Annotated in this window: 17 protein-coding genes; 7 read left to right on the top strand and 10 right to left on the bottom strand. The window is 35.3% G+C overall.

All coding sequences use genetic code 11. The features are described 5' to 3' along the window. Position 1: 1 nt before the first annotated feature. Together SIB75_RS00430 and ahcY are read right to left on the bottom strand one after the other, a co-directional pair. Positions 2-658 (bottom strand): DedA family protein, encoded by a 657-nt coding sequence (locus tag SIB75_RS00430; protein ID WP_413683508.1) that lies wholly within the window; start codon positions 656-658, stop codon positions 2-4. A gap of 23 nt (positions 659-681) precedes the next feature. Next, positions 682-2,115, bottom strand: a complete 1,434-nt coding sequence (gene ahcY / locus SIB75_RS00425; protein WP_413683507.1) for an adenosylhomocysteinase — start codon at positions 2,113-2,115, stop codon at positions 682-684. 24 nt (positions 2,116-2,139) lie between these two features. Between ahcY and tsaE the strand changes: the two genes are divergently transcribed. Then, entirely contained in the window at positions 2,140-2,664 is a 525-nt protein-coding gene (gene tsaE, locus SIB75_RS00420; protein ID WP_413684880.1) for a tRNA (adenosine(37)-N6)-threonylcarbamoyltransferase complex ATPase subunit type 1 TsaE, read from the top strand. Here the strand turns inward: tsaE and SIB75_RS00415 are convergent. Next, on the bottom strand, positions 2,610-3,659 hold the full coding sequence (locus SIB75_RS00415) for a carbohydrate kinase family protein (RefSeq protein WP_413683506.1): 1,050 nt from the start codon (positions 3,657-3,659) through the stop codon (positions 2,610-2,612). The genes tsaE and SIB75_RS00415 overlap by 55 nt on opposite strands. 15 nt (positions 3,660-3,674) lie before the next feature. After that, positions 3,675-4,829: an 8-oxo-dGTP diphosphatase MutT gene (gene mutT, locus SIB75_RS00410; RefSeq protein WP_413683505.1), complete on the bottom strand. Its 1,155-nt coding sequence runs from the start codon at positions 4,827-4,829 to the stop codon at positions 3,675-3,677. A gap of 334 nt (positions 4,830-5,163) precedes the next feature. On the opposite strand from mutT, the gene SIB75_RS00405 reads away from it, so the two are divergent. Next, positions 5,164-6,063: an alpha/beta fold hydrolase gene (locus SIB75_RS00405; RefSeq protein ID WP_413683504.1), complete on the top strand. Its 900-nt coding sequence runs from the start codon at positions 5,164-5,166 to the stop codon at positions 6,061-6,063. Here the strand turns inward: SIB75_RS00405 and SIB75_RS00400 are convergent. Next, a complete protein-coding gene (locus tag SIB75_RS00400; protein ID WP_413683503.1) occupies positions 6,048-7,055 on the bottom strand; it encodes an RpoD/SigA family RNA polymerase sigma factor in 1,008 nt (335 codons plus the stop codon). The genes SIB75_RS00405 and SIB75_RS00400 overlap by 16 nt on opposite strands. A 100-nt stretch (positions 7,056-7,155) precedes the next feature. Further along, positions 7,156-8,565, bottom strand: coding sequence for a magnesium transporter (mgtE, locus tag SIB75_RS00395; protein WP_413683502.1), 1,410 nt, complete (start codon positions 8,563-8,565; stop codon positions 7,156-7,158). A gap of 62 nt (positions 8,566-8,627) precedes the next feature. Between mgtE and SIB75_RS00390 the strand changes: the two genes are divergently transcribed. Continuing rightward, positions 8,628-9,104 carry a glutathione peroxidase gene (locus tag SIB75_RS00390; protein ID WP_413683500.1) on the top strand — a complete coding sequence of 159 codons (477 nt, stop codon included), beginning with the start codon at positions 8,628-8,630 and terminating at the stop codon, positions 9,102-9,104. On the opposite strand, the gene SIB75_RS00385 is transcribed toward SIB75_RS00390, so the two are convergent. From SIB75_RS00385 to gyrB, 4 genes are read right to left on the bottom strand one after another with little or no spacing between them, the layout of a single operon-like run. Beyond that, complete coding sequence (locus SIB75_RS00385; RefSeq protein ID WP_413683499.1) at positions 9,101-9,445, bottom strand: fluoride efflux transporter FluC; 345 nt, start codon at positions 9,443-9,445, stop codon at positions 9,101-9,103. The genes SIB75_RS00390 and SIB75_RS00385 overlap by 4 nt on opposite strands. Before the next feature lie 3 nt (positions 9,446-9,448). Then, entirely contained in the window at positions 9,449-9,838 is a 390-nt protein-coding gene (locus SIB75_RS00380) for a fluoride efflux transporter FluC (RefSeq protein ID WP_413683498.1), read from the bottom strand. Beyond that, positions 9,825-10,163 carry a hypothetical protein gene (locus tag SIB75_RS00375; RefSeq protein ID WP_413683497.1) on the bottom strand — a complete coding sequence of 113 codons (339 nt, stop codon included), beginning with the start codon at positions 10,161-10,163 and terminating at the stop codon, positions 9,825-9,827. The genes SIB75_RS00380 and SIB75_RS00375 overlap by 14 nt, the downstream gene beginning before the upstream one ends. Then, positions 10,163-12,130 carry a DNA topoisomerase (ATP-hydrolyzing) subunit B gene (gene gyrB, locus SIB75_RS00370; RefSeq protein WP_413683496.1) on the bottom strand — a complete coding sequence of 656 codons (1,968 nt, stop codon included), beginning with the start codon at positions 12,128-12,130 and terminating at the stop codon, positions 10,163-10,165. Before gyrB ends, SIB75_RS00375 begins: the two co-directional genes overlap by 1 nt. A gap of 174 nt (positions 12,131-12,304) precedes the next feature. Here gyrB and miaA point away from each other — a divergent pair, with 174 nt between their 5' ends. From miaA to cysE, 4 genes are all read left to right on the top strand, one after another. Continuing rightward, positions 12,305-13,204 carry a tRNA (adenosine(37)-N6)-dimethylallyltransferase MiaA gene (gene miaA / locus SIB75_RS00365; RefSeq protein WP_413684879.1) on the top strand — a complete coding sequence of 300 codons (900 nt, stop codon included), beginning with the start codon at positions 12,305-12,307 and terminating at the stop codon, positions 13,202-13,204. A gap of 59 nt (positions 13,205-13,263) precedes the next feature. Further along, positions 13,264-13,872 carry a translation initiation factor IF-3 gene (gene infC, locus SIB75_RS00360; RefSeq protein WP_413683495.1) on the top strand — a complete coding sequence of 203 codons (609 nt, stop codon included), beginning with the start codon at positions 13,264-13,266 and terminating at the stop codon, positions 13,870-13,872. Between the two features lie 89 nt (positions 13,873-13,961). Further along, a complete protein-coding gene (locus SIB75_RS00355; protein ID WP_413683494.1) occupies positions 13,962-14,978 on the top strand; it encodes a GntR family transcriptional regulator in 1,017 nt (338 codons plus the stop codon). Next, positions 14,971-15,717, top strand: a complete 747-nt coding sequence (gene cysE / locus SIB75_RS00350; protein WP_413683493.1) for a serine O-acetyltransferase — start codon at positions 14,971-14,973, stop codon at positions 15,715-15,717. Before SIB75_RS00355 ends, cysE begins: the two co-directional genes overlap by 8 nt. Positions 15,718-15,739: the final 22 nt, after the last annotated feature.

The following is a 15,739-nucleotide window of genomic DNA, read 5'->3' as shown; positions in this document are numbered from 1 at the left end:
TTTAATTGATAATTAGTTTACGAAGAGTTTTATAAATCAAAGTTACTAGTGCAACTGATATACATGAAATAATAATGATTTTAAAAACACTTGAAAAAGGACTAATCCACGTTTCAATATTTGCATAATTATCTCCCAGATAAAATCCTGTAATTGTTAAAAATAAAGTCCATATCAAGCTCCCAGCTGTCGTCCAAATAAGAAAAGGAGTAATGGGCATCAACTCCACCCCGGCAGGGACTGAAATCAAGGTCCTAATTCCAGGTACTAATCTTCCCCAAAACACCAAAGAGACTCCATACCTATTGAACCATTTACGACTTCGAGCAAGATCCTGAGGATTAATTCCAATCCATCGTCCATTATTCTCAAGCCATTTCTCAAGTCTTTCTTCATTAACTAATTTGCCAATTCCGTACCAAGGCAAAGCCCCAATTACGGTTCCTGTTAATCCTGCTAAAACAACTGGGAAAAAATCTAATTGCCCTTGAGCCACATAAAAGCCACCAAGAGGCATTATTAATTCCGAAGGTATTGGAGGAATTAGATTTTCCAAAAACATCGCTAATAAGATTGATCCATAACCAATCCACTGGTTAGTCTCTACGGCATTTCCTATCAATATTGGTAAAGAAGATATAAATTCTGATATTTCCATTTAGTTTTTATTATTGAAATAAATTAATAACGATATTGATCTGTCTTATAGGGCCCTTGAATTGGAACATTAATGTAATCAGCTTGTTCTTGAGTTAACTTAGTTAACCTTGCTCCTATCTTATCTAAATGAAGAATAGCTACCATCTCATCGAGATGTTTTGGCAAAACATAAACTTTTTTCAAATATTTAACTCCATATTTGAATAATTCAATTTGAGCTAATACTTGATTAGTAAAAGAATTGCTCATAACAAAACTTGGATGACCAGTAGCACATCCAAGATTGACTAATCTTCCCTCTGCTAAAAGAATAATTTTATTGCCGCTTGGCAGAGTTATGTGATCAACTTGAGGTTTAATATTTTCCCATTCATAGGACTTTAATGAGGAAACCTCTATTTCATTATCAAAATGACCAATATTACAAACTATCGACTCATTTTTCATCTTGATTAAATGCTCATGACGAATAACTTGGAAGTTCCCCGTAGCAGTAACAAAAATATCCACATCTTCAACTACTTCATCTAGTCTAACTACTCTGAAACCCTCCATTGCCGCTTGAAGAGCGCATATAGGATCTATCTCAGAAATCATTACTGTCGCCCCTAAACCTCTTAGTGACTGAGCAGAACCTTTACCAACATCCCCATAGCCCATAACAAGGGCTACCTTGCCAGCCACCATTACATCTGTAGCTCTTTTAATTCCATCAACCAAGGATTCTCGGCAACCATAAAGATTGTCAAATTTACTTTTGGTAACAGAATCATTTACGTTAATTGCTGGGAAGACAAGTTCTCCATTCTTTTCCATTTGGTAAAGACGTGCTACACCAGTTGTGGTTTCTTCAGTTACGCCTTTGATAAACGACTTAGCTGTTGAATAAAAATTTGGATCTTGAGAAAGTTTTTTCTTGATAGATGCAAATAAAGCTATTTCCTCTTCATTTGAAGGGTTATCTAGAACTGAAATATCTTCTTCTGCTTTGCTCCCCAAGACAATCAATCCAGTCGCATCTCCACCATCGTCAAGAATCATATTGGCAGATTCACCATCTCTCCATTCGAAAATTTTATGAGTATATTCCCAGTATTCATCTAAAGTTTCACCCTTTTTAGCAAATACTGGGACTCCTGAATTTGCAACAGCTGCAGCAGCATGATCTTGAGTAGAAAAAATATTACATGAAGCCCATCTAACTTTTGCACCAAGTTCAACAAGAGTCTCAATAAGAACTCCTGTTTGAATAGTCATGTGGAGACTACCTGCAATGAAAGCCCCTTTTAATGGTTTTTCGGTTCCATATTTTTTTCTCAGTGCCATTAAACCAGGCATTTCTGTTTCAGCTATCAAAAGTTCTTTTCTGCCGAATTCTGCTTCGGTTATATCCTTAACTACGTAATCAGTATTCTTATCAATACTGTTGAGATTTGACTTGGTTGCTGCGAACATAAATTGAACTCTCTATGGGAGATTGTGAGAAAAGATAGTGAAAAACAATTCAAGGTTTTTAATTCATTTGCTCAGCAGAACAATAATTACTGCTGGACTCTAGACGAACCTGAATCAACTATGTCATTAGGATCAACATTAACAAAAAAATTTCCAAATCTAAGCATTCTCCTTTTATATGGGCCTCTTGGAGCAGGAAAAACGACATTAGTTAAAGGAATTGCAAAAAGTCTACTAATTCAAGAGCCCATAACTTCTCCAACTTTTCCTTTATCTCAACATTATCCTTTGGGATCTCCTCCATTGATCCATCTTGATCTTTATAGAATTGAAGAGCCACATGCAGCAAACGAATTTTTTTTACAAGAAGAAGAAGAATCAAAAGCCATGGGAGCATTGATGGTTGTTGAATGGCCAGAAAGATTATCTCTTCCAATGCCTGATGCTTGGAGAGGAAAACTAGAATATTCCTTAAATAAAAAAGCCCGAAATTTTCAGCTTATTCCTCCATTATATAAAGACAATAAATTATCAATATCTTCAAGATAAGGTTGTGGATTTATCGCCCCTACCCCTTTACATACATGTGCGCCACATGCAATCGCAAATTGAATTATATCTTGAGCAATTTTTTGATTTATTTCATCTAGATCAATCGATAAAAGTTTGTAAATTAATCCCGCAGTAAAAGCATCTCCGGCTCCTGTAGTATCAATTATTGAAGATGGTGAAATGGCATTCGATTGTCCATAAATATTATTTAGATACCATGCAACAGGACGAGGACCATCCGTAACAATTACAGATGGTCTTTGAGATAAAGAAAATGAAATATCTCTTGGATTTGATGAATCGAAAAACCATTCCGCCTCCTCTTTTGCAAGTTTTATGAGCGAAGCATTTTTCAAAATTAAATTTACTTGGATTTTCTCCTCAAGCGTCGGGGCTAGTGATTTTGAAGCTTTTTTTCGCCAAAAAGTAGGCCTCCAATTCAAATCTATAGCTATTTTTATTCCAGAATTACACGCCTTTTCGACACACCATAAAAAAGAATCTGCTGAGATTTCAGAAGCCAAGGGAATTGTTCCAATAATTAACCACTTAGCTTTCTTTGAAACTAATTGCCAATCTTGAATAATCTTTTTCTTGGAAATAGCTTGATCAGCAAATCCCAACCCCTTTTCCCCTTCAAACCCCCCAAATACTCTTTCGCCATCATCTTCTCTTCTAACTAAAACAATCCTTGTGGGACGAAGCTTATCTTCCTGCAAACCAACTATATTTATTCCTCTATCAATCATCAAATTCTTAAAATCCTTACCAATCAAATCATTTCCCAGGGCGCCCATAAAAGAAACACTTGCCCCCAATCGACTTAATGCACAAGCAACATTTGCCGGAGCTCCTCCAAAACAATCTGTTACTGGCTTGTCACGGGAAGGATCACCTCCTGGTGGACCAAGACGATCAATTAAAGCTTCACCAACAGAGATTACATTTGAAGATTTCATTGAATCTTGAGTATCAATAAAGTCATTTTTCATAAAATTATCAATAAATCATAGATTTTCTTTTTCAATGCCAAGATGTTTAAATAATGCAAAAATAATTTTTGTATTAGCAGCTGGGAAAGGAAACTCCAAAAGTCTATTAGGTTTGACCCAAAGTAATTTTTGACATGCTAAAGCTCTGGGTTTGCCAGAAAAAAAATCACATATATAAACAGTAAAAAAAAGTTTCTTGTGACTATAGGTGTGTTCGAAAGATAATAACTTCTCAACAAGTTTAATATCAATTCCAATTTCCTCTTTTATTTCTCTTGTTATAGTCTTTTCTATAGGTTCATTTGACTCTTTTTTACCTCCTGGGAATTCCCACATCCCTCCCATACTTCCACTATCTAGACGCTGATCAATAAGTATTTCTCCATCTTTATTAAAAACAAGAGCAAGACCAATTTCTTGAAAAGGAATCTCTTTTTTCAAATTTCTCTTAGGGAAGTCGATCGGATCGTACTTTAAAAAAGCAAGACAATAATTTTGAATAGGACAAACATTACATTTAGGCTTATTTGCTGTGCAAACTATTGCACCTAAGTCCATCAAAGCTTGATTGAAGTCCCTAGGATTATGATTAGGGACTAACTGCTCACTTAAACTCCATAATCTTTTCGTATCTTGCTGACTAGATTTATTACTTGCAATCAATCTGGATAGAATTCTTCTAACATTACCATCCAAAATTGGAAATGATAAATCAAACGCTGAGGAAATAATACTACCCGCTGTACTTTTCCCAATTCCAGGAAGTGCCATCCATTGATCTAATTCAACGGGCCAAAAAGAAAAATCCAAAATATTATTTTTGCCAATTAAATTGACTAATAATTTTGAAGATTTATGAAGTCTTTTCGCTCTAGAATAATAACCAAGACCTTGCCAAAGCAAAAGAACTTCTTGCTCATCTGCTTCTGCCAAGGCTAACAAATCCGGGAAAGTTATCATCCATTTTTTCCAATATCGAAGTACTACCTTTAATTGAGTTTGCTGGAGCATTACCTCCGCAATCCAAATCCCATAGGGAGAGAGCATCTCGCCAGTTTCAGGCATAGATCCATCCTCTTTAAGTTTCCAAGGTATTCCAAGACGACCTTGATTAGAAAACCATATTAATAAATCATTTTGAATATCATTTATATTAGTAATAATCTCCATTTTTAAATTAAATCTGTCCAATCATTTAAGAATGAAAAATTAAAATATGAATATTTTAATTTATATTTTAACTCATTTGAACTTCAACTATACCAAATGTATTCATCCAATAGCCGATTTCATGATATTATACATTTTAAATAATATTCATTTTAACCCCACTAATTTAGAAAAACCATCTATTTAATAAATTCACAGAAATAAATTAAATATCAAATTTTGATGCCTATAAATACTCACGAATTAGCATTCAATCAAACTAAATCTTATTAACAAATAAATATAAATTCTTAGATATATTTATGATGGTATTACTATCTTCAGCTAAGAACTTATGAAACAATTCTGGACTTGGCAAAATCTTCAAATTGCTTGGCAAGTTGAGGGAGAAGAGATACCTTCTCCAATTGCAATAGTCTTAATACATGGGTTTGGTGCATCTAAAGATCATTGGAGAATGAATCAAAAAAAGATAGGTTTAAAAGCACCTTGCTATGCATTAGATTTAGTAGGATTCGGAGAGAGTAGTCAGCCAAATTCTTATTTACTATATGAAAGAAAAACCTCTAAAAGTTTCTTTTACTGCTTTGATAGTTGGAGTCAGCAAGTTTTTGATTTTTGCAATGAAGTAGTTAAAAAACCCGTCTTATTAATAGGAAATTCAATTGGGGGGGTAATAGCATTAAACACATCAAACAAATTATCTCAAAAATGCTTAGGAGTAGTTTTAATTGATTGTGCTCAGCGAACAATGGATGATAAACGGCTAGCCGAACAATCATTATTAATGCGATTTCTTAGACCAGTCATTAAAACAGTAGTAAGGAAAAGATTTTTAAGTTCAACCCTGTTCAAAAACGCAGCAAATCCCAAATTTATATCAAAGATATTAAAAATAGCTTATCCAAGCGGAGGTAACGTTAATCAAGAATTAATAGATATACTTTTTCAACCAACTCAAAGGAAAGGAGCAAAAGAAGCGTTTAGAGGATTCATTAATCTATTTGATGATTATCTCGCTCCTGATTTACTTACACACTTCGAAAAACCAGTACATTTAATTTGGGGCGAGAAAGATCCCTGGGAGCCCGTTAAAGAAGCAAAAAGATGGAGTAAAACATTTAAATGTATAAAGTCTTTAGAGATTATTTCTAATGCAGGGCATTGTCCTCACGACGAAATGCCAGAGAAAGTCAATCCAATTATTGAGAAAATAATTCAAGAAGCCATGTAGGCTTGAACTGATTCACCTGTTTTTCTAAGCCCTCTCAATCCATCACGCTCTAGATTTCTTACTCTATCTCTACTAATTCCTAGGACTCTTCCAATCCCAGTTAAACTCATTGGATCATCACCATCCATTCCATAACGCATTCTTAATACTCGATTTTGTAATTCAGGTAATTGTTCAAGTAATGATTCTAAATCTCCTTTCATACAATCGCTTTCTATCTGCTCAGAAGGCATATCAATTTCGTTAGATAATAAATCCAGTAAAATAGTATCTTCTCCATCGCCAATTTTTGTTTCCAAACTAACTGGCTGGCCCGCTTTGCTCATAAGGTCTTTAACATCATCTTCAGGCAATTCAACGTATTCAGATAATTCTTTTAATGATGGAGTTCTAGAAAGTTCTTGGCTTAACTCCCGTTGACCTTTTTTAAGTTTATTTAGCATTTCAGTTATGTGAATAGGAAGTCTTATAGATCTACTTTTTTCAGCAATTGCTCTTGTAATTCCTTGTCGAATCCACCAGTATGCATAAGTTGAAAACTTATATCCACGAGTTGGATCAAATTTCTCAACACCTCGAACCAACCCAATTGTTCCCTCTTGAATTAAATCTAATAGTTCCATATTTCTTTTCGTATATTTCTTAGCCACACTCACAACTAAACGAAGATTGGCCGCAACCATTCTCTCCTTTGCTCTTCGCCCACTTTTTAGCTTCTTTTTGAGTTGAAAAATAGACATTCCCACTTTTTCAGCAAGTAAACTAATCTCAGGTTTTTCTCCCAAATCACTCTCAAGTTCTGATTCAATATTTTCAAGAACCATTAGATCTTGAACCTGTCTTCCCAAAGTTATTTCTTGCTCATGCGAAAGCAAAGGTACTCTTCCAATATCTCTTAGATAAGAACGAACTAAATCAATGTCAGATAAAGACCTTGCAGAAGCAACGGTAGTTGTTTTCTTTGTTTGAAGAGCCTCTACTGCCGTTGCCATAGGTTTGTTTAGTTTTGTAAAGCTTACTACTAAGAATTGTAAAGATCAATTACATAGGGATCGGCTCCCCGCACTTTGAGTACAAACACTCAGTCGGATTCTACGCCAGTCTCCCTAAAAGCCAAGAAGCTGTTTTTAAGTAGATCAACACTCCTGCAACATCTGTAGCGGTAGTGATGAAGGGAGCAGACATTAAAGCGGGGTCTAATCCCATGCGATCAAAAAGCAAAGGCAAAGAAGCACCGGCCGTCGCAGCAAGAGTTGTAATAGCCATCAAACTTATACCTACAGCTGTAGCAACCAAGGGTCCCTCTCCTTGCCACCAAGCAAAAGGGACAACGAAAATAGCCATTAAAATACCTAGCAACGCTCCAGCTAAAGATTCTTTAGCGACAGCCCTGAATAGACCAAGTCGTTGAATACGTTGAGTACTTAAACCTCTAATAACAACCGTTGAACTTTGAGCCCCAACATTGCCACCTGCACCAATTAATAACGGAATGAAAGCAGCCAATAAAACCACTTGTTTCAGAACCTCATCATTCATTGCAATAACTTGAGTTGTTAATCCATTCGCTAAAACCAAAACAGCAAGCCAGACAATTCGGCGTCTAGCTACAACGAATAAATTACTTTGGAAGTAATCATCTTCATCCCCAGCTTGAACTGCACCAGCGGCATAAATATCCCTAGTTGCCTCTTGCTCAATAACATCTATCACGTCATCCACAGTGACAATGCCAACTAATCTTTTTTCAAGGTCGACGACAGGTAAAGCTAAAAAATCATATCTTTGAATTGCTCTTGCAACCTCTTCCTGATCAGTATCTGTTCTTACATTAACAACCTCTCTTGTCATAACTTCCCCAATAAGTGATCCAGGATCAGCCACCACTAGATCCCTTAAAGATAAAATTCCAGTCAGGTGTCTCTCTTTATCAGTTACATAAAGGCTATAAATTGTTTCTGAAAAAGTAGCTCTTTGTCTTACCAGTTTCAATGCTTGTGAGACACTAAGAAATTCTTTAAGATCTATAAATTCTGTAGTCATCAATCTCCCAGCTGTTTCGGATGCGTAACCCAAAAGTTGAGCAGTTACACGTCTTTCCTCGGGGCTCAGCTCTGCGAGCAAACGTCTTACAACTTTTGCAGGTAATTCATCAAAAAGACGAACGCGGTCATCAGGTGACATCTCCTCAACCAAGTCAAGTACTTCATTTGATCTCAAGCGATCTAAAAGATTTTGTTGAACTGAGGGATCTAAATATTCATAAACTTCGATAGCTTCATTTTTATTTAACAACCTAAAAGCCAAGGCTTGTAAAATCATGGGCAACGTATCAATAGCCTGAGCTATGTCAACAGGCTGTAAAGGACTCAGGAGTGATTTAACTCCGTCGTAATTGCCTGCGGAAAGCATTGCTTCTAATTGCTGTGCAACTGCCTCAGCGACCCAACTGCCATTCGCTAAAGATTGAGTCTCACTAGATGCCCCTAATTGTTCTTTCATATTCGGAGCAACAAGCCTCTATTATTTTATGACTAACTTCCATTTTTGTTACTTCAATATCCATGTCCGTAAATATCAGCAAAGTTCAAGTCCTCTCTTTCGATAATGAAAAAATAACTTTTGATCATTTCAAAGGAGATGTATTATTGATTGTCAATGTTGCAAGCAAATGCGGATTCACTAAGCAATATAAAGCTCTTCAAAGTCTTCAAGACAAGTACGAATCAAAAGGTTTCAGAGTTTTAGGTTTTCCATGTAATGATTTTGGGAACCAAGAACCTGGAGAACTAGAAGAGATCAAAAAATTCTGTTCAATATCATATGGAGCAAATTTCCAACTTTTCCAAAAAGTTCATGCAAAAGGCAATACAACAGAACCATTTACAACATTGAATAAAATCGATCCAGCTGGAGACGTTGAATGGAATTTCGAGAAATTTCTTATTAATAGAGAAGGAGAGGCCATCTCAAGGTTCAAAAGTTCAGTCGAACCAGATAGTGTGGAAATTCAAAAAGCTATTGAAGGTTTACTTAACTAATTAATAACTTTCCTAGCAAACAAATCACCTAAACAAATAGCAATAAAACCAATTAGTACAATTAAAAATGAATTCAAAAAAAATAATTTATATAAACCTTTACTAATTAATTGGAATAATTGAAAAGACCAGCCACTAAATGTAGTTAAAGAGCCACAAAATCCAAACCCAAAAATCAATTTATATCTGCGAGAAATAGGCAAAGAATTTATCATCCCTAATAAAAAACAACCAATTATATTTACTATAAAAACATCATCAATCTGCCATCGAAATAAAGCACCTGGAACAGCCCCTATTGAAATAAGAAAGAATTTATTTTTCTTTAGAAAATTACTCATTTATTAATTACCTAAAGAGGAACCCAAAGCTAAAGCTAATATTCCTAAAGAAAAAGAAAAGGAAAATAGTTTTAATGCTTTAAAAAACTTAAATTTTACACATAAATCAAATAAATCATAAACAAAAGTAGAAAAAGTACTTAGGCTTCCTAAAAAACCAATCAAAAAAAACAATGCTAATTGAGATGAAAAAGTTAAAGATTTTATCTTGGGTAAAATAGAAATAAATAAACCAAGAAGAAAACAAGAAAAAGTATTAATTGCTAAAATAACAAAATATCCATTTATATTTATTTCTTTAAGTTTTTGGTAAATTATAAATCTGGCATTTACTCCAAATACTGCACCAATAGAAACCAATAGAATATGCTGAAATGTATCAAGATTGGCCAATATTTACCCATCCTCTTTTATAAAAGAGTTGATTAAAATCCTGAATTAAAATATTAACTAATAACCATTTTTCCCTATCAGAACTATCCCATATTTTCAAAATTTTGACTGGAGTTCCTGCTTTAACACGCGTTAAAATAGATGAATTATTCGAGGCTGAAGAAAGCAAGTTAAAGTCTTTCAATGCAATTATTGGTGATCCAACATTATTTTTTCTATTTTGGATAATTGATTCTTGCGCACCTCCAGCAGGTAATGTTGTGGGCACTACCAAAGCAATACCTAAAAGCCATGTCCAAACAATAAAAGTACTAATTATATTCATCAAATATCTAAAGTTGCAAGATCAAGTTCAACACTATGAGTTTCAATAAACTCTCTTCGTGGTGCAACTTTATCACCCATTAAAATTGTAAATATTCGATCAGCTTCAAGCGCATCTTCTATCTCAACTCTTTTCATCATTCTTGTTGTAGGATCCATTGTTGTTTCCCATAGTTGTTTGGGCATCATTTCTCCTAACCCTTTAAATCTTTGAATTGTATAATTAGCCTTTTCTCCAAAACTTGCAATAGTTTTTTGCAAATCTGATTCGTTATAGCAATAAGTATGTTTTTTCCCTCGTTCTACTTTATAGAGAGGAGGACAAGCAATATAAATATAACCACCTTCCACAAGGGCCTTTTGATACCTATAAAAGAAAGTCAAAAGCAACGTTCTAATATGTGCACCATCAACATCAGCATCAGTCATTATTACTACTCTGTGATACCTGAGATTCTTAACTTCAAAATCTTCACCTTTAATACCTAAACCAAGAGCCGTTATTAAAGATTGAATCTCAGTATTTTTATAGATCTTCGCATCATCAGTTTTTTCAATATTTAGAATTTTACCTCTCAATGGAAGAATTGCCTGGAATTTTCTATCTCTGCCTTGCTTAGCTGATCCACCAGCAGAATCTCCCTCAACTATATAAATCTCCGATTCTGATGGGTCTCTTGAACTACAATCTGCAAGTTTACCAGGCAATGTAGAACTTTCTAAAACACTTTTTCTGCGAACAAGCTCTCTAGCTCTTCTTGCTGCCTCAGCAGCATTAAAAGCTTGAATTGCTTTCTCTAAAATCAAGTCTATTATACCTGGATTAAATTCTAAATATTGACTGAGAGATTCACCAACCAAATTATCAACAATTCCGCGCACTTCAGTATTTCCTAATTTAGTTTTTGTTTGGCCTTCAAATTCTGGATCTGGGACTTTTACCGATAGAACAGCGGTTAATCCTTCTCTAATATTTTCTCCTGCTAAATTTGAGTCGGAGTCTTTTCTTTTACCTCTTTTCTTGGCAAATGTATTTAAAGTTCTAGTTAATACTGTTTTTAATCCCTCAATATGAGTTCCACCATCGATCGTGCGAATATTATTGGCAAATCCAAGAATACTGTCTGAATAAGCATCAACACACCATTGCATTGCTGCTTCTACTTGAACTCCATCTTTTTCAGAATTGACATAAATTATCTCTGGATGTAGTGAGTCTTTTTCCTTAGTCATATATTCAACGTATTCTTTAATTCCACCTTCATAAAAATAAACTTCTTCATGAGGAATTTGTCTAGAATCGTTTAACTTTTTCCTTTCATCACGAAAGACAATTCGAACTCCTCCATTCAAATATGCAAGTTCTCTAAGCCTCGAAGATAATATTCCGTATTCAAAAGCTATACCATCAGTAAAAATCTTTTCATCAGGTTTAAAACAAACAGTGGTCCCAGTTAAGTTTTGATCTGCCTTGGAAAGATTCTCTGATTTTAAATTTCCAATTGATGCACCTCTTTCAAATCTCTGGAAATGAATTTTTTTTTGTCTGCGAACTGTTACCTCTACCCACTCACTCAAAGCATTTACTACAGAGATACCAACTCCATGCAAGCCTCCAGAGACCTTGTATCCTCCACTTCCAAACTTTCCACCTGCATGCAGAACAGTCAACACTGTCTCTAGTGCACTTTTGCCAGTGCGAGGATGAATATCAGTTGGAATTCCTCGACCATTGTCAGTAATAGATGCTGAACCATCATTACAAAGTAAAATAGTTATTTGATCACAATGGCCTGCAAGTGCCTCATCTACCGCATTATCAACAACTTCATATACAAGATGATGAAGCCCTTTAGACCCAGTTGAGCCTATATACATTCCAGGGCGCTTCCTGACAGGTTCCAAGCCTTCCAGTACTTGGATCTGCTCAGCACCATAAGCCGCTTGGACTTTTGAATCTTTACTCATTCGGGTTAAAGCAAACAGGCCAGGTTGTCTTTGATACGATCATTAGTCGAAACCTTTCCTGAAATTTCAATTTAACATTGGTATTACGGAAAGTCTTTGGAAAAATTCCAAAACCAAATCAAAATAATTAATTGTCATGCAATTACTGCTAATAAAACTTCAGAACAAAGAATTATGCAACCCAATAGACCACTCGTAATAGCCCTCATGGGTCCAACTGCAGGCGGGAAAACCGAACTGGCAATTGATATTGCAAACAAAATCAAAACCAATATTCACAATGTTGATTCGCGTCAAATATACATCGATATGGATATTGGGACTGCCAAACCAACACCAGAACAACAAAGACAAGTTCCTCATTTTTTAATTGATTTATGCTTACCTTCAAAACCAATAAATTTTTATGAATTTTATTTGCTAGCAAGAACTTCCATGGAGGAAGAATTAAAAAACCATAAGTTAATTTTACTTGTTGGAGGAAGTGGACTATATCTTCAATCATTAATTGGTGGACTTAATCCTCCTGGAGTGCCTCCTCAAAAATTCTTAAGAGAACAACTTAATAAAATAGAAAAGAACGAAAGGCATAGTTTATTAAAATGTTGTGACCCTAAGGCTGCAGAACAAATACATCCCCACGATGCAATAAGAACAATTAGGGCTCTAGAGGTTTTTTATGCCACAGGAAAAAGTTTTTCAAAGCAAAAAAGTTCAATTCCTCCTCCATGGGAAATTTTAGAGCTTGGTTTAAGCCCTGAAAATTTAACCACGAGAATCAAGGAAAGAACTAAAAAAATGTATAAAAACGGATTGATTGAAGAAACTGAAAATATGATTATTAAATATGGAAATGATTTACAGTTGCTAAAAACTATTGGATATGGGGAAGCAAGGTCTATTATTAATGGAAAGATAAACTTTGAGGAGGCCCTAGCAATAACAACCAAACGCACACTCCAGCTAGCCAAAAGGCAAAAAACTTGGTTCAGGAATAAACATAATTCAAAATGGCTAAATGACGAGAATGCACTCTCCGAAGCTTTATCGTCTATTGATGAGGTTCTAAGTTGATAATTTCATATACGCTTAGAATTAGTCCAAAGGTTCTTTCCACCTAATTTAAATACTGAATGCCACCACGTCCTCGTTTTGATCGTCGCGCTCCAGAAAGGGAGTTGCCAAACATTAATGAAAGAATCAGCTATCAAAGTCTGCGAGTAGTTGATTCAGATGGCACCCAACTTGGTGTAATCAGCCGTGAAGAAGCTTTAGAAGTTGCTAAGGACCGAGAGCTAGATCTTGTTTTAGTGAGCGAAAAAGCAACTCCTCCAGTATGCAGGATAATGAATTACGGAAAATTCAAGTTTGAGCAAGAAAAAAAAGCAAAAGAGGCTAAGAAGAAATCACATCAAACAGAAGTTAAAGAAGTAAAAATGCGATACAAAATTGATCAACACGATTATCAAGTTCGTATTAGTCAAGCCACTCGATTCTTAAAAGCTGGAGACAAAGTCAAATGTACAGTTATTTTCAGAGGTCGCGAAATACAACATACAGCTCTAGCCGAAACTCTTTTAAAAAGAATGGCAAATGATCTTGAAGAGAAAGCAGAAGTTCAACAATCTCCAAAGAGAGAGGGAAGAAATATGATTATGTTTTTAACACCGCGTAAAACTCCATTATTAAAGAAAGAAAAAGATGTAACTGAACCCAAAAAAGCTTTAAGGACGATCAATTAAATTAAGTAAAGTTGAAATCAGACAAATAAATAATTGTCACTTGGTATTCTTTTAATTAATCTAGCCACATTAAAACCTGTCATATATCTGTGAGATTCCACATACAACAAGAAAGTGAAATCCCTGCCTCAAGTCAGTTATACAATCAAATTTGTTTTGCAATAGCAGCTAGACATTACCCCCCTGGACATAGGTTGCCTAGTACTAGACAACTAGCAATGCAAACAGGACTTCATAGGAACACAATTAGTAAAGTTTATAGACAACTTGAAACTGATGGGGTCGTAGAAGCGATTGCCGGTTCAGGTATCTATGTTAGAGATCAACAGAAACAAAAAGATGTAAGAAACAGCTCAGCCTCAATACGTAAAAAAGTCGTCAAAGACATAGACAATGAGGTGCGTAAAAGTATTGATGAGCTTTTAAATTCAGGTTGCACCTTGCAACAAACCAGAGAATTATTTACTCGTGAAATTGATTGGAGACTTAGATGTGGAGCACGTTTACTTGTTAGTACTCCAAGAGAAGATATAGGGGCATCATTACTGATTGCAGAAGAGTTAGCTCCTCATTTAGATGTCCCTGTCGAGGTTGTCCCAATGGAGGAACTTGAAAGTGTTTTAGAAAGTTCTAGCCAAGGGACAGTGGTAACAAGTAGATATTTTTTACAACCCTTAGAAGAGATAGCTAAACGTCATCAGGTCAGAGCTGTAGCAGTAGATCTTAGTGATTTTCAAAAAGAGCTAACAATTTTAAATAAGCTTCGTTCAGGCAGTTGTGTAGGGATAGTGAGCATTAGCCCAGGAATACTGAGAGCAGCAGAGGTAATTTTACACAGCATGCGCGGTAATGAAATTCTTTTGATGACTGCCAATCCTGATGTAGGGAGCCGTCTTATTGCTTTGTTGAGAGCGTCAAGTCACGTCATTTGTGATAGTCCGAGCCAGCCTGTTATTGAACATACCTTGAGGCAAAATATATCTCAATTAATGAGAATGCCCCAAATCCACTGCGCAGATAAGTACCTTAGTGATTCCACCATAGAAGAATTACGTAAAGAAATCGGTCTTCTCGAGCAAAAAACTACTGACTTAATCGATGATTAAATTAATTAAATCAGATTTCAAAATTATTAAAGAAAGAGATCCTGCTGCAAGAGGTTTTCTTGAAATTGTACTTTGCTATCCAGGCTTTCAAGCATTAGTTTTGCATCGTATTAGTCATAAATTATGGAATTACAAACTTCCTTTGTTACCTAGAGTGCTTAGTCAATTAACAAGGAATATAACTGGTATTGAGATCCATCCAGGAGCAAAAATAGGAAGAGGCGTTTTTATTGATCATGGTATGGGGGTGGTAATAGGAGAAACGAGTGAAATTGGCGATAGATGCCTTCTTTACCAAGGAGTCACACTTGGGGGGACAGGGAAAGACAGCGGCAAACGTCATCCAACTCTTCAGGAAAACGTTGTAGTTGGAGCTGGAGCAAAAGTACTAGGTGCTATAAAAATAGGTTCAAATACCAGAATCGGTGCTGGATCTGTAGTCGTTAAAAATGTTGAAAAAAATAGCACAGTTGTAGGAATTCCTGGAAGAGTGGTTCATCAAAGTGGAGTGAACATTAATCCTCTTGCACATTCAGCATTACCAGATGCTGAAGGAAGTGTTATTAAAAATTTAATGGACAGGATTGATCACTTAGAAAATCATATAATTGGATTACAAGATTTAATTGAAAAAACTAATATTCCAATAAAGAAAAAACAAATTCTCATTAACGAATCTCAAAGCCTCAGAGATAAAGAAATTATTGATTTTTTAGGCACTAGTGAAGAAGATATTTAATCATAAAAATACTATAAGTAAT

This window comes from Prochlorococcus sp. MIT 1011 (genome assembly GCF_047305235.1).
In the GTDB taxonomy this organism is placed as follows: domain Bacteria; phylum Cyanobacteriota; class Cyanobacteriia; order PCC-6307; family Cyanobiaceae; genus Prochlorococcus_B.
This window is presented reverse-complemented; position numbering and strand designations above follow the sequence as displayed.